This is a genomic window from Enterobacter cloacae complex sp. P38RS (genome assembly GCF_014930775.1).
In the GTDB taxonomy this organism is placed as follows: domain Bacteria; phylum Pseudomonadota; class Gammaproteobacteria; order Enterobacterales; family Enterobacteriaceae; genus Enterobacter; species Enterobacter bugandensis.
In genome coordinates this window covers 124,733-139,557 of record NZ_JADBRS010000007.1, presented here as the reverse complement: position 1 = coordinate 139,557, position 14,825 = coordinate 124,733, and the positions used below count along the sequence as shown (strand labels likewise).

Below are 14,825 nucleotides of genomic sequence, written 5' to 3'. Positions count from 1 at the left end.
GGGCCATACGCGCGTGATTTTATTTCTTATCGGCAAACAGCTCCGGCGCCCACGGACGTGGATCCACTTCCATAAACGGCGCGCGCTCGAAGCGGTCCTTCAGCGCCCACGGCACCGTGCAGTCGAAGATCGTCTTGCAGGAAATGCCGTTGCCGCGAATCGAGGTGCTGTAATCCGGCGACTGGGACGGATCCAGCTGGTGGCCGCGGATCCCCGGAATATTGGTGATGCTCATATCGCCCTGCATGCGCGTCGTCATCGCCCACAGGATGTCGTCGCTGTCGAAAATATCCACATCTTCGTCGACAAGAATAATGTTTTTCAGCTCCGAATAGGTGGCTAAGGCGATGAGCGCCGCCTGGCCCTGGCGTCCTTCGTCTGACGGCTGGCGTTTTTTCACCTGCAATATGCCGAGGAACTTACCGCCGCCTGCGGTATGGGCATAGACGTTTTGCAGGAAGCCCGGGATTGCCTCTTCAACGGCATTACGGATGCTGGCCTCGGTCGGCAGTCCGGCCAGCGTGGTATGTTCTTCCCCCGGTCCCACCAGCGTCTGCAGGATCGCGTGGTTGCGCATGGTCACGGCTTTCACTTTGATCACCGGCAGGGAGGGATTCGCCTCACCGCAATAGCCCGGGAACTCCGGCATCGCGTGGCCAGTGTTGGTATGCTGATCCTCTCTTACGCGCACGCCCGGAAGCAGTTCGCCTTCGATGATGATTTCCGCCCGTGCGATGGCTTTCTCTTTGACCTCGACGCCCTGCACCAGCTCGACCGGCTGCTGGCGCAGCGCCCCGGCGACGCCCAGCTCGTTGTAGCCAAACGGCGTGGTAGGGGCCTCAAAGCATGCGCCGATATAGATGGCGGGGTCGAGACCCATGTTGATCGTCACCGGCAGCGGTTTTCCGGCATCCTCCGCTTTTTTACGGAAGACTTCGATATGTCGCCCGGCGGCAAGGAACATGGAGAGCTCGTCGCGCTCCTGCACGCAGAGGCGGTGAATGGTGACATCCGTCAGCGAGCTGTCTTCCGGATCGCTTGCCAGCACCAGCCCCAGGCAGAAAAACGGACCGGCATCAATTGGCGTATTGGTCGGTGCCGGAAGCAATTTGCGAAGATCGAAGTCAGGATCGTCAGCGTAGAAGACCTGTTCCTGGCAGGGGGCCTGCGAGGCCGGAACGACAACCGGTGCGACCGGCTTTTTCACCGCCTGGCCAACGTGTTTTGCCAGTTCAGACGGTTCGCAGCCTAACAGCAGCGCCGCGCGCTCGCGGCTGGCGTGCATGCCCACCAGAATGCGGGAGCCCGGATAGCCCTTAACGCTGTTGAACATCATGGCCGGACCCGTGCGGGTCGGACGTTTGACCGTGCCGCCTGCGCCGATATGGCGATAAACACCCGCCAGTTCCGCGTTGGGATCGACCGGATGATCGGTTTCAATATACTGCCCTTCGTGGCGCTGCAGTAAGGCGATGGCGCTGCGGAGATCGTTGACTTGGTTTTCCATATTTTGCTCCCTCGGTTGAATACCTCCATTTTTATGGCAAAGACCAATATCATCAATTTCATCATTTCTGTTAAATTGATAAGTAAATTTATATCAATACAGGGAGGCGTCTCGTGCAGTTTCGTCAGATGCGTCACTTCATTGTCGTAGCCGAAGAGCTCCACATGCACCGGGCCGCCGAGCGTCTGAACATCGCCCAACCGGCGCTGAGCCAGCAGATAAAGGCGCTGGAAGAACGTTTAGGCGTCACGCTTTTCAGCCGGGCGAACCGCCGCTTAACCCTGACGCCCGCGGGCGAAGCGTTTCTGGTCAAAGCCCGGCTTGCCATCTCGTTGACCGAGCAGGCGGTGCTGGATGCCAGACAAACGGCACGGGGCGAGCAGGGGGAGTTAAACCTGGGGTGCGTGTCGAGTGCGATGTTTGACGGCAGGCTACCCGCCGCGCTGCGCCAGATGCATAGCCGCTGGCCGGCCATTACCATGTCCCTGATGACGGGAAATGTGCAGACGCTCTACGCCGCCGTGCAGAGCAACCAGCTGGACGTGGCCATCATCCGCGCGCCGCTGCCGTCGCTGCCTGACGATCTGCAAAGCCGGCCGTTCACCTCGGAGAAAACGGTGCTGGCGCTCTCTCGTCAGCATCCGCTCGCCGGATCGTCCGCGCTGACGCTTTCGTCGGTGAAAGACGAAAAATGGATTTCGCTGCGCGATCCGGAGGGAATGGGGCTGGAGCAGTACTTCTATGACGCCTGCAGCGGGGCGGGCTTTCAGCCGGACGTGGTGCAAAATGCGACCGACGTGCCCACGGTGATAAGCCTTGTTGCGGCCGGATTTGGGCTGGCGCTGCTGCCCGCGTCGGCAAAGGCAGTGAGCGTTGAGAATGTCGTCTACGTGGACATCCTCGACCGGCTGCGGGAGAGCGAACTCACCCTGGTTTGCCACCGGATTATTCGTTCAGAAGTGCTTAAAAAGTTTCTGGTCACGCTCGATCACACCTGACGTCCGGCAGCCCGCAGCAGCTGCCCGCGCAGCCAGGCGTTCGCCGAATCCTGGCTGTTTTTCGGGTGCCAGTACATGTTGATGGTTATCGGCTGGAGCGGCAGCGGCGGTGGGAAAATATCCAGCGTGCTGGCAAACTGCTTCAGCATCCGTTCCGGCAGGGTACATACCAGGTCGGTACCGGCAACCAGCGCAGGCGCCATAGCGTAGCTCTGGGTGGACATGGCAACGTGTCGCTGATAGCCCAGCCCGGCGAGGGTTTGGTCGATAAATCCGGTAAAGGGATCTCCCGCCGACGACACCACCAGATGGGAAAGCGCGCAGTAACTTTCCAAATCTAACGAACCTGTTCCACGCGGATGAGCTTTGCGCTGGGCGGTGGCAAACGCGTCGTCGAGAAGTTTGCGCCTCACCCATCCGTCATGGGCGCCCGCGCTCACGCCGATGTAGATATCCACATCACCGTTTTCCAGCTGCTGCGGCAGGTCTACTATCTCCGGAAGGGCGAAGCGCAGGCGGATGCCGGGGGCATCGGTACTCACCTGGTTAAGCAGCGCGGTGCCGAGCATCAGCGCCGGGTTTTCATGCAGCGCGATAACAAATGTCCGGCTGCTGGTTTGCGCCTCAAACGCGGTGGGGGCAAACATCGCGCGGATGCCGCGTAGCACGCTTTCAACCTGTGGCCTCAACGCCTCCGCTCTCGGTGTGGGTAATACCCCACGTCCATGTGGGGAGGGAATAAACAGCGGCTCGCCAAAGAGCGTACGCAGACGCGCCAGGCGGGCAGACAGCGCGGGCTGGCTGATGCCCAGCCGCGTGGCCGCATGAGTGATGTTCCTGTCCTGAAGCAGGGCGTCCAGCGCCAGGAGCAGGTCGATGTCCATGTCAGATATACGCGACATCACTCTACTTCGCGCCGCTGGCGTCCCGGTTGGTATAGGTGACAGGGACCCAGGCATAGCCGCTTTTCTCACCTTTCGTCACATAGCCGATGCCCGGGAAAGGCAGATGGGGCGCGGCAATAAGGTCTTTATTTTTCACAAAGTCAGCGAACGCATGCTCGCGTACGCTTGCCGCTTTGTTTTCATCTTCATCGTAGGTGATGGTCACCGCAGGCTGCGGGAACTGGACCGCCGCTGCGTGAATGATGTCGCCGACAAAGGTGATCTTCTCGCCTTTACTTGTCAGCGTGTAGAAGGCTGATCCCGGCGTGTGTCCGGGATGAACCGTGCCGGTCAGCCCCGGAAGAATCTCCGATGTGCCGCTAAACGGCACCACTTTACCCGCGTCAAGATAGGGTTTTAAGGTCTTCTGTGCGACATCGAAATAGTTCTTGCCGTAGCCGGTTTTCTTCTGATTGTCGTCGTTAAAGAAAAAGTCGATGTCCGGTTTGCCAACGAAAACGCGCGCGTTGCTGAACACCACCTTGCCGTCTTTCACCAGGCCGCCCGCGTGGTCGGAATGGGCGTGGGTTAGCAAGACTTCAGTAATGTCCTCGGGTTTGATCCCCTGGGTGGCGAGGCTCTCAATCAGACGTCCGCCGTTGCCGGGGCCAAAGAGCTGGCCGGAACCGGTATCCACCAGGATTTTGTGTCCGGGCATCGCAATCAGGAAGGCGTTGATGGACACTTCCGCCGGGTTTGTCTGAAAGTTTTTCGCGAGCAGTGCATCAATGTTTTGCGGCGTTGTCCGGCGCAGCAGCTTGTGCAGATCCTGCGCAACGGTCCCGTCCGTAAACGACGTTACCAGAACGTCACCGACCTGCACGCTGTAACCGCCCGCCGGTTGTTTAACGACGTGCTGCGGCGTTTCTGCCGAGGCCTGCAGCGCAGGGTAGAACAGCAATGAACTGGAAATCAGCGTGGAAAGAGCAAGTTTTTTCACGGTAAGCATACGAGTCTCCTTTGAAAGTGCTCATCTTACTGCTCCGTAAAATTATAAGAACCTGCTCAGAAATGATAGGACCTATAAACGAGATAAATAGCACAGCGCAACAGTCGGGTGGTGGTGAAGCCATTCCCGGCCCGTAAAGCGTTATTTTTTCAGCGGTGCGTTCCAGCTATCCAGCGTGGCCCTGGACCAGGCACCATAAGCGGCATTTGGGAGCACAATCCAGTCGTTGCCGAAGTGTTCGGCGCTGGCATCAACCAGCTCACGCTGCTGCTCGCTCGGTTTTTTGTTTTTGAACTGTACGGCGAAGTCCGGCAGGCTGTCGCCGAACAGCATCACGATCTGCTGCTTTTTGAGAATGCTCTGACGGCGCTCTTCCTTGCTGACCGTATCCAGCAGCACGCTTTCGTCAGATACCTGCGGCAGGCCGATAGCGTATAACGTCTTCAGCGTGTCGGCTTTGTTTTCCTGCATACGGTCCGAAACATAATAGATGCGGACCTTGCTTTGATTCACATGGTCAAGAAACGCCTTCGCTCCCGGGATTAAGCCGGGCTTTCCCTGTTTTTCCCAGTCGCTCCAGGTATCCCATTTCGTATAGTCGTGACACTGCGCCATGTCGCGCACCAGCAGAGGGGTGTTATCAAGCACCGTTTCATCCAGGTCCATCACCACGGCGTAATTTTCAGGTGTTTTCAGATCTTTTAATTTTTCGTTGAAACGCTCGGTGGCAAACCGATAGGTTTGCAGCTGAAGGGCCATAATCTCTGCCGATTTCTGCTGATAGCGCAGCGCCATTTCGTACGCTTTGGGTTCACACAGCTCGCGCTCAGCGGCCGTCGCCGCTGCACTCAAAACGGGTAATGCCAGCAGTAATGCCTTAGCCATTGAATTCACAATTCTTTCCTCAACACCGTGGTTAAAATCCCGAAAGCGTAATGAAGTTCAATGACAGAAATATGAAGGCTGCGGCGCTACACCAGCATGTAATACCAGAACAGGGCGACCTCGTCTTTTTCCGGTAAGGCGTTGTAGAGATACCGATCGTACCCGCCCAGGGTAAACCCGTAGTTACGGTAAAACAGACAGGCGGAGACGTTCACATTTTGTGTTTCAAGCCGTAATCCCGGCGCGTTTACGCTGCGGGCCCACACGTGCGCGGCAGCCATTAATTTTTGCGCGGCGCCGGTTCTGCGTCTGGTGCGATCAACGGCAATATAATCCACTGAAATAAATTTATTCCAGCCGATTGACGCGGTAATAAATCCGGCTAATTCACCGTCATCGGTTTCCGCAACAAGAAATATGGCGTCCGGATTAACGCAATGGTTTTCAAGGGTTTGGATGTCGAGTTCGTAGGTTTTTATCCAGGGCTCGGCGACGGCTTCAATATGCAAATCACAATGGATAAAGGGCTCTCGCGCAATGTGGCTAATGGTGAAAGAAAAGTCACAACATTCAAGACGGACGAGGTCCGTATTTAATCCTTTTCGAATCTGCATAGTATTCCCGATAGTGAGTTATTTCATAAAGAATAGACGACGCGGTTAAATCCGCTGATCTCACGCACTTGTGATCCTGAACTAAGCTTGTACTTCGTTCCGCGTAAAATGTGGGTCATTCGAGGACAATGAATGGAATTCAGGACATTTCAAAAGCAGTGGGGTGCTGAGTTTATTTCCGATGACGTGGTACGTTTTCGCGTCTGGGCAGAAGGACAGAAAGAACTTACGCTACGTCTGGCCGCCACCGACGTGCCGATGACGGCGGTGGGGCACGGCTGGTTCCAGGCAGACGTTTCTGGCGTCACGCACGGTGCAGAGTATCAGTTTGTCCTGCAGGACGGCATGACGGTACCCGACCCGGCATCGCGCGCGCAAAAGGGCGACGTTAACGGGCCATCGGTTGTTATTAATCCCCGACGCTATCAGCCGGTTAACCGGGACTGGGCAGGGCGGCCGTGGGAAGAGACGGTCATTTACGAGCTGCACGTCGGCACCTTTACCCCAGAGGGCACCTTCCGGGCGGCCATCGACAAGCTGCCCTATCTGGCGGAGCTCGGTATCACCCAGCTTGAAGTGATGCCCGTTTCCCAGTTTGGCGGAACCCGCGGCTGGGGCTACGACGGCGTGCTGCTGTATGCCCCGCACGCTGCCTACGGTACGCCGGAGGATTTTCACGCGTTTATCGACGCCGCGCACGGGCTGGGGCTTTCCGTGGTGCTGGATATCGTGCTCAACCACTTCGGCCCGGAGGGGAATTATCTCCCGCTGCTGTCGCCCGCGTTTTTTGATGCGCAGCGGATGACGCCGTGGGGCAACGGTATCGCTTACGAGCGCGAGCCGGTGAGGCAGTACATCTCCGACGCACCGCTCTACTGGCTGACGGAGTACCGTCTGGATGGCCTGCGCTTTGATGCCATCGACCAGATTAAAGACAGCTTCGGGACGCACATTCTGGAGGAGATTGCCGCGAAGATCCGCGAGGCGATCCCGCACCGTCACGTTCACCTGACCACGGAAGACAGCCGCAACGTGATTTTCCTGCATCCGCGCGATGAACAGGGCAACACGCCGCTGTTTACCGCCGAGTGGAATGATGACTTCCACAACGCTGCCCACGTGTTTGCCACCGGCGAAACGCACGCCTACTACCAGGATTTTGCGTGTGAGCCGGAGAAAAAGTTCGCCCGTGCGCTGGCGGAAGGGTTTGTCTACCAGGGCGAGATTTCGCTGCAAACCGGGGAATCTCGCGGGGTGGAGTGCCGTACCCAGCCGCCGCAGTTCTTCGTCGATTTCATTCAGAACCACGATCAGACCGGGAATCGCGCCCAGGGGGAGCGGCTCATCACCCTCGCGGGGGCCGACAGGACGCGGGTGCTGCTTGCCGCGTTGCTGCTCTCTCCTCATATCCCTCTGCTGTTTATGGGCGAGGAGTTCGGTGAAACGCATCCGTTCCTGTTCTTCACCGATTTTCACGGCGACCTGGCAAAAGCGGTGCGGGAAGGGCGCGCGAAAGAGTTTACCGGCCACGCCGGGCACGATGAAGCCGTCCCGGACCCGAACGACGTTAACACCTTCGTTCGCTCAAAGCTCGACTGGCATAAGATTGCTACCGACGAAGGGAAAACGTGGCTGCGCTTCACCCGCCACCTGCTGACGTTGCGCCATCGCTATATCGTTCCGCTTCTGCATCAGGGCGACATCGTTGAAGGCAAGACGATCGAGACCGCGCCCGGCATGGTGGCGGTGAGCTGGCGCTTCCCGTCCGGGACGCTCTCTCTGGCGCTCAATATCGGCCCTAAGCCTGTCGACGTACCCGCGCTCGCAGGGGAGACGCGCTTCGCCTGGCCGGAGGTAAACGACGTTTTGCCGCCGAACAGTATTGTCGTTCGCTTTGCTGATGGAGACGCATCGTTATGATCCCTTCCGCCACGTACCGTATTCAGTTCCGCAACGGCATGACGTTTGACCGCGCTGTCGAGCTGGTGCCGTATCTGAAAGACCTCGGCATCAGCCACCTCTACGCCTCGCCCGTGTTTACCGCCACAACGGGTTCCACCCACGGCTATGACGTGACCAACCCGAATGAAATTGACCCCGCGATTGGCGGTCGGGCAGGGTTTGACCGCATGGCCGCGGCGCTCAGGCAGGCTGGCATGGGGCTGATTCTGGATATTGTCCCGAACCATATGTCCACCTCGCTGGAAAACGCCTGGTGGCGGGACGTGATTGAATACGGCCAGCAGAGCCGCTATTTCCGCTATTTCGATATCGACGCGTCGCGCCCGCTTACGCTGCCATTTCTCGGCGACACCTTTGAGGCGGAGCTGGAGAAGGGGGCCATTACGTTAAAACGTGACAACGTCACGGATAGAGCCTCTCTGGTCTACTACGACACGGCGTACCCGCTCAATCCGGGCACGTACAGCGAGGATAAAAGCATCGCCGAACTGCATGAGGCGCAGAGCTGGCGGCTGATGTCCTGGCGGGAAGCGCCGAAGCAGCTCTCATGGCGGCGCTTCTTCGAGATCACCGGTCTTGTAGGCGTACGGGTTGAAGACGAGGCGGTCTTCGACGATACGCACCGTCTCATTCTTGAGCTGGTTCACGCGGGCGTGGTTGACGGCCTGCGCATTGACCATATTGACGGCCTGGCCGATCCGCTGGGTTATTTGCAGAAGCTGCGGCAGGCAGCCGGACCTGACTGTTACATCACGGTCGAAAAAATTCTCGCGAAGGGAGAGCAGCTCCCCACCGACTGGCCGGTTTCCGGCACCACCGGCTACGAGTTTATCGCCTCGCTGGCGGAGGTGCTGGTCGACGACGATAATCTCTCGCGCCTGGAGACAATCCACGACGAGACGCTGGGCGTCACGGTCGATCGCCACGCCGAACTGCGCGATGCCAAGGGTCTGATGACCGATCGTAATTTTGAGGGCGAGTTCACCACGCTGCTAAACCTTGCGGACGATCTGGCCCGCCGCAATGACGTTGCGCTGCCGCGCGAGGAGATCCGCCACGCGCTGCGCGAGTTGCTTATCGCTTTTCCGGTGTACCGCACCTACGGCACTCGCGAGGGATTAACCCCGCCTGACGTGGCGCTGCTTAGCCGCGTGGTCGCCGGCGTAAATACGTCCGAAGCGGCCCTGAGCCTGATTGTGCGCATTCTTACCGGCGATCTGCCGGAAGATTGCCGCGACTGCGCCGCGCTTTTCAGAACCCGCTTCCAGCAGTTGACCGGGCCGCTGATGGCGAAGTCGGTGGAAGATACGCTGTTTTTCCGTCTGAACCTTGAGCTTGCGCTCAATGAAGTGGGCGCTGACCCGACGCCGCGCGCGTTCTCGTTATCCCGCTTTCACCAGGAGATGCGCATTCGTCTCGCCCGTCAGCCCGACGCGCTGCTGGGCACCTCCACGCATGATACCAAGCGCGGAGAAGACGCCCGGGCGCGGCTCTACACCCTGACGGAGGCGCCGGAACGCTGGGGAGAAAATCTCGCCCGCTGGCGGCAGATGAACCAGACCCAGGTGCGTTTTCTCAACGACGGCACCGCGCCGAACGCCGCAGATACGTGGATGATCTATCAGGCGCTGGCGGGCGTCTGGCCCGCCACGCTGTCGCCTGACGATGCCGAAGGGCTGGCATCACTGGAAGAACGTTTTCTCGGCTTCCTCGAAAAAGCGCTGCGCGAAGCGAAGCAGCGCACCGACTGGATCGACAGCAACGAGAGCTATGAGAGCGTGGTGCTGAGCTATGCGCGGCATCTGCTTTCCCCGGATAACGCCCCGTTCCTGCACGATTTCAGCGAGGCGATGCAGCCCTTTATCCGCGCCGGGCTGATGAACAGCCTCAGCCAGACGGTCATCAAGCTGACGGCGCCCGGCGTGCCGGATATCTATCAGGGCAGCGAGGCGCTCAACTTTAGCCTCGTCGACCCGGATAACCGGCGGGAGCCGGACTTCAACGCGCTGATGCAAAACCTCAGCGCGGCGGATGCTTCAGTGTTTGAACACCCGGCCTGCTGGCGGGAAGGCAGGGTAAAGCAGTTTGTCACCGCCACGCTGCTGCGGCTTCGACTGCATTACGACGCGCTTTTCCGCTACGGCGACTGGCTGCCGCTCAAGGTTTCCGGCGAGCGCGAGGAGAACCTGATTGTCTATGCGCGCGTTAAAGACGAGGAGGCGCTGATCGTTGCCGTGCCGCGTCTGGTTTTTGGCATCACCGATAATCATCAGCTGTGGGTCAATACCACGGTAGCGATACCCGACGAACTGGCCGGGAAGCGCTATCGGGATCTGTTCAGCGGTGAAAGCCGCATTCTGCAAGAGACGCTGGATTTAACGTCAGAAAAGGGATGTGTACTGGTTCTGCTTACCTGCGAATAATCGTGGAGAACGAAAATGGCAAAGGAAACTACGTTTGAAATTCGGGCCGGTCATGGCCAGCAGTTGGGGGCGAATTATGACGGGAAGGGCGTTAACTTCGCGCTGTTCTCCGCGCACGCGGAGCGGGTGGAGCTCTGTCTGTTTGACCCGTCCGGGAAAACAGAAATCGCCCGGCTGGAGCTGCCGGAGTATACCCATGAGGTCTGGCACGGCTATGTGCCTGACCTGAAACCCGGTGCGCTGTACGGCTATCGCGTCTATGGCCCCTACGATCCGGAAAACGGTCACCGCTTTAACCCGCATAAGCTGCTTATTGACCCGTATGCCCGTGAACTGGTGGGCGATATCGACTGGAACGACGCCCATTTCGGCTATGAGCTGGGGCATGACGAACTGGATCTTAGCTTCGATACGCGGGACAGCGCGCCGTTCACGCCGAAATGCAAGGTTATCGACCCGAACGCATTCGACTGGCAGGACAACAACCGGCCAAACGTGCCCTGGCCACATACCGTCGTCTATGAGAGCCACGTGAAGGGCTTTACCCAGATGAACCCGGCCATCCCGCCCGAGCTGCGCGGGACCTTCGAGGGGATGGGACACAAAGCCTCGGTCGACTACATCAAGAGTCTGGGCATTACCTCGGTGGAGCTGCTGCCCGTTCACTGGTTCCCGGACGACCAGCATCTGCTCGACCGTGGCCTGAAGAACTTCTGGGGCTATAACACGCTCGGCTTTTTTGCTCCGGCGTCGCGCTACTACGGCCCGGCGGGGATCCAGGGCTTTCGCGACATGGTGCGCGCCTATCATGACGCGGGCATCGAGGTGATTCTGGACGTGGTCTACAACCACACGGCGGAAGGTAACGAGCTGGGGCCAACGCTTTCATTCAAGGGCATTGATAACTACAGCTACTACCGCACGCTGCCGGACCAGCACCGGTATTACATTAACGACACCGGGACGGGGAACACGGTGAATACCTCGCACCCGCGCGTGCTGCAGATGGTGATGGATTCCTTGCGTTACTGGGCCGAATCCATGCACATTGATGGTTTTCGTTTCGACCTGGGGACGATTCTGGGCCGCGAGCCTGAGGGGTTCGATCCGCGCGGGGGCTTTTTCGACGCCGTTACCCAGGATCCGGTGCTCTCTAAGCTCAAGCTAATTGGCGAGCCCTGGGATATTGGCCCCGGCGGTTATCAGGTCGGTGGCTTCCCGCCAGGCTGGGGAGAGTGGAACGACAAATACCGCGATACCGTGCGCGAGTACTGGAAGGGGGACAACGTCTCGACGGATTTTGCCGCGCGTCTGCTGGGCTCCGGGGATCTGTACGACCTGCGCGGGCGTCGCCCGTGGGCCAGCGTCAACTTTATCACCGCCCATGACGGCTTTACGCTGAATGACCTGGTGTCGTACAACGAGAAGCACAACGCCGACAACGGCGAGGACAATAACGACGGGCATAACGATAACCGGTCGTACAACTATGGCGAAGAAGGGCCGACGGAGAACCCGGACATTATCGCCACCCGCGAACGGCAGAAGCGTAATTTCCTGACCACGCTGCTTTTCTCCCACGGTACGCCGATGCTGCTGGCGGGGGACGAGTTTGGCCGCACGCAGAAGGGTAACAACAACGGCTACTGCCAGGACAGCGAGATCTCATGGATCGACTGGAAGGGGCTGTCCGAAAACGACGCGGCGCTGCGCGAGTTCACCCGCCGGCTCATTGCCCTGCGCACGCAGCAGCCGCTGCTGCGTCGTGAGAGCTGGCGCGACGGGCTGGAGATCCGCTGGTTCAATGCCGGAGGCGGTCCGCAGCAGGCCGAGCAGTGGGATGAAGGATCAACGCTCGGGGTCTCCATCAGCAGGCCGGATCTTCAGCAGGAGGACGGCATCTGGCACGACGTGCTGATGCTGTTCAATCCGTTTGAAGGCACCGTGCCGTTCCAGATCCCGCAGTTTGGCGAAGGGGGATGGGTGCTGGAGCTTTCTACGGCGGATGACGCTGCCGCCGGGACAGCGTTCACCGAAACCGTAGAGTACGAACTGGCTGGACGCAGCATTACCCTGTTCAGACGTCCGTAATTCAGAGTGATGCCGCCGCGCGGGCGGCGGTGTCATACAGGGAGGAGATCGCGCGTAGCAGCTGCGCGGTTTCGCCGATCGATTTCCCGGAAATGCCGCTCTCCGCATGAATGGCGATCAGGCACGCTTCGCGCACGTCCCGGTACTTCATGCACAACGCTTTCCCTTCCTCCGTGGTGGAGAAAAAGAGCTCTTTACCCGCTTTCTCGCTCGTCACGTAGCCCGCTTTGACCAGCTTTTTCAGGGCATAGGTCACTACATGCGTGTCTTCCACGTTGAGAACAAAGCAGATATCGGCCAGCTTTTTCTTGCGGTCGCGGTGGTTCACGTGATGCAGCAGCGAGACGTCAAAAGCGCCCATATCCGGCTCTCCGGCTGCGGCCATGCAGCGCACCATCCACTTGTTAAACGCGTTGCCGGTCATGATCAGCGCGTACTCCAGCTCTGACAGTTCCGCGCAGCGCTCCGACACCAGATGGCGGGAGGAGACGATCCGGCCATCGTTGATATCATTGCAATCGGGTGAAGCACTCTTTTTCGAGGTCATAACGTTCCTTAGCCAGAAATGTAAACTCGTCGATAAAATAAGAACATTTTATTGATAATTTGTTTACATGTTTTTGAGGTTCAGATATAGCTTTTTAGCGCAGGTTTTGTGAAGCCTGGCGAAAAACACAACATCGCTCGCCGCAAATTAAAAAAATAGCCGTCGGCGCGCAACGCTCACTTTCGATAGGGTAAACGTTATGGACGGTACTACGCTGTTGCCGCTGATCGGGATACCGATCGTGGTCATTGGTTTTGCACTGCGCTTCAACCCGCTGCTGGTCGTCGTGGTGGCGGGTCTGGCGACGGGCCTGCTGGTCGGGATGGATTTCGGGATGCTGCTGGAGACCTTTGGCGAGAAGTTCGTCAATAGCCGATCGCTGGCGACCTTCATCCTGATCCTGCCGGTAATTGGTCTGCTGGAATATTACGGGCTTAAAGAGCGCGCCCAGGCCTGGGTGGCGAAGATCGCCAGCGCCACCTCGGCGCGTATTCTGATGCTCTACTTCGTGGCGCGTGAAGGCACCGCCGCGCTGGGGCTGATGTCGCTGGGCGGCCATGCCCAGACGGTACGCCCGCTGCTGGCCCCGATGGCCGAAGGGGCAGCGCTTAACGAATACGGCGAACTGCCGCAGCACATTCGCGACAAAATCAAGGCCCATGCCGCGGCGTGCGATAACATCGCGGTCTTCTTTGGGGAAGATATCTTTATCGCCTTCGGTGCGGTGCTTCTGATTGACGCGTTTCTTAAGGAAAACGGGATCGAAGGGATCGAGCCGCTGCACATCGGCCTGTGGGCCATTCCCACCGCCATTGCGGCATTGATTATTCATATGACGCGCCTGCTGCGCCTGGATGCCAGCATCCGCCGCGACGTCATGGCCTGGCGTGCAGAGCAGGGTACGCAGGGGGCCGCGCAATGATGACGCTTATCACCATTAATCGGGTGTATTACCTGATCGGTTTTGTTGTGATGCTGCTGGTTGTCATGACCCTGCGCGACCGCGCTAATCCGAAGCGTTTTACCACCGCGCTGTTCTGGTTTTTATTCGGCGGGATCTTCCTGTTCGGTGACCTGATGGTTCAGGAGCTGGGCAAATCGCTGGCGTACCGGATCGTTGGCGGTTGCGTTATCGCAATCGCGCTGCTGGCGGGTTTTGGCCTGGTCGGGAAAGGCCACTATAAAATGGCCTCCGACGAGGAGCGCATTGCCTCGTCAAACCGCCTTAAAAACTGGCTGTTCCTGCCCGCGCTGATGATCCCGGTGGTGACGGTAATCGGGACGCTGTTCCTGAAGGGGGTGTCGATTGGCGGTGTTTACCTTCTCGACCAGAAACAGCTCACTCTGGCGGCGCTGTGCGTGGCCTGCGTCGCGGCGATCCTCACCGGCTGGTGGCTGACCAAAGGCACGCCGCTGCACGCCATTCGCCAGTCACGTCGTCTTGTCGATACCATCGGCTGGGCGGTGATCCTGCCGCAGATGCTGGCCATGCTCGGCGGCGTGTTCGTGGCGGCCAATACCGGTGATTCGGTGCAGAAGGTGGTGAGCCTGTTCGTGAACCCGGACAGCCGCTTCATGCTGGTGGTCATTTACTGCGTGGGGATGGCGCTGTTTACCATGATCATGGGTAACGCCTTTGCGGCCTTCCCGGTGCTGAGCGCGGGGATCGCCTTGCCGTTCCTGATCAACGTGCATCACGGCAACCCGGCGCCGCTGCTGGCGATCGGCATGTACGCGGGCTACTGCGGCACGCTGATGACGCCAATGGCTGCGAACTTCAATATCGTTCCCGCCGCGCTGCTGGAGCTGAAAGACAAATATCAGGTGATCAAGATCCAGATCCCGACCGCGTTAACCCTGCTGGTGGTGAACGTGTTCCTCATGTATTTCCTCGTGTTTCGCTAA

General features: G+C 58.8%; 12 protein-coding genes. 6 read left to right on the top strand and 6 right to left on the bottom strand.

Annotated elements, in window-relative coordinates; translation table 11 throughout:
* Positions 1-19 precede the first annotated feature (19 nt).
* Positions 20-1,507, bottom strand: coding sequence for a UbiD family decarboxylase (locus tag IM303_RS11770; protein ID WP_193359954.1), 1,488 nt, complete (start codon positions 1,505-1,507; stop codon positions 20-22).
* Between the two features lie 113 nt (positions 1,508-1,620).
* On the opposite strand from IM303_RS11770, the gene IM303_RS11765 reads away from it, so the two are divergent.
* Entirely contained in the window at positions 1,621-2,505 is an 885-nt protein-coding gene (locus tag IM303_RS11765) for a LysR substrate-binding domain-containing protein (RefSeq protein ID WP_041909939.1), read from the top strand.
* Here the strand turns inward: IM303_RS11765 and IM303_RS11760 are convergent.
* The 4 genes from IM303_RS11760 to IM303_RS11745 all read right to left on the bottom strand — a co-directional run bounded on the left by IM303_RS11760 (position 2,496) and on the right by IM303_RS11745 (position 5,897).
* Positions 2,496-3,407: a LysR family transcriptional regulator gene (locus IM303_RS11760; RefSeq protein WP_193359953.1), complete on the bottom strand. Its 912-nt coding sequence runs from the start codon at positions 3,405-3,407 to the stop codon at positions 2,496-2,498. The genes IM303_RS11765 and IM303_RS11760 overlap by 10 nt on opposite strands.
* Before the next feature lie 4 nt (positions 3,408-3,411).
* The gene (locus IM303_RS11755) at positions 3,412-4,398 is read right to left on the bottom strand and encodes an MBL fold metallo-hydrolase (protein ID WP_193359952.1); all 987 of its coding nucleotides are present in this window, start codon (positions 4,396-4,398) and stop codon (positions 3,412-3,414) included.
* A gap of 141 nt (positions 4,399-4,539) precedes the next feature.
* On the bottom strand, positions 4,540-5,283 hold the full coding sequence (locus tag IM303_RS11750) for a 5'-nucleotidase, lipoprotein e(P4) family (RefSeq protein ID WP_227014152.1): 744 nt from the start codon (positions 5,281-5,283) through the stop codon (positions 4,540-4,542).
* Between the two features lie 86 nt (positions 5,284-5,369).
* Entirely contained in the window at positions 5,370-5,897 is a 528-nt protein-coding gene (locus tag IM303_RS11745) for an N-acetyltransferase (RefSeq protein ID WP_041909946.1), read from the bottom strand.
* Positions 5,898-6,029: 132 nt separating this feature from the next.
* Between IM303_RS11745 and treZ the strand changes: the two genes are divergently transcribed.
* Genes treZ through glgX form a run of 3 tightly spaced genes read left to right on the top strand, consistent with a single transcriptional unit; the run spans position 6,030 to position 12,373 of the window.
* Positions 6,030-7,817, top strand: coding sequence for a malto-oligosyltrehalose trehalohydrolase (gene treZ / locus IM303_RS11740; protein WP_193359950.1), 1,788 nt, complete (start codon positions 6,030-6,032; stop codon positions 7,815-7,817).
* Positions 7,814-10,282 (top strand): malto-oligosyltrehalose synthase, encoded by a 2,469-nt coding sequence (treY, locus tag IM303_RS11735; protein ID WP_193359949.1) that lies wholly within the window; start codon positions 7,814-7,816, stop codon positions 10,280-10,282. Before treZ ends, treY begins: the two co-directional genes overlap by 4 nt.
* A gap of 15 nt (positions 10,283-10,297) precedes the next feature.
* The gene (gene glgX / locus IM303_RS11730; RefSeq protein WP_193359948.1) at positions 10,298-12,373 is read left to right on the top strand and encodes a glycogen debranching protein GlgX; all 2,076 of its coding nucleotides are present in this window, start codon (positions 10,298-10,300) and stop codon (positions 12,371-12,373) included.
* Position 12,374: 1 nt separating this feature from the next.
* Here glgX and IM303_RS11725 read toward each other — a convergent pair whose 3' ends face one another.
* Complete coding sequence (locus IM303_RS11725) at positions 12,375-12,920, bottom strand: winged helix DNA-binding protein (RefSeq protein WP_041909953.1); 546 nt, start codon at positions 12,918-12,920, stop codon at positions 12,375-12,377.
* 199 nt (positions 12,921-13,119) lie between these two features.
* Here IM303_RS11725 and IM303_RS11720 point away from each other — a divergent pair, with 199 nt between their 5' ends.
* Both IM303_RS11720 and IM303_RS11715 read left to right on the top strand, forming a co-directional pair.
* Positions 13,120-13,842: a DUF969 domain-containing protein gene (locus IM303_RS11720; RefSeq protein ID WP_028013182.1), complete on the top strand. Its 723-nt coding sequence runs from the start codon at positions 13,120-13,122 to the stop codon at positions 13,840-13,842.
* Positions 13,839-14,825 carry a DUF979 domain-containing protein gene (locus IM303_RS11715; RefSeq protein WP_041909955.1) on the top strand — a complete coding sequence of 329 codons (987 nt, stop codon included), beginning with the start codon at positions 13,839-13,841 and terminating at the stop codon, positions 14,823-14,825. The genes IM303_RS11720 and IM303_RS11715 overlap by 4 nt, the downstream gene beginning before the upstream one ends.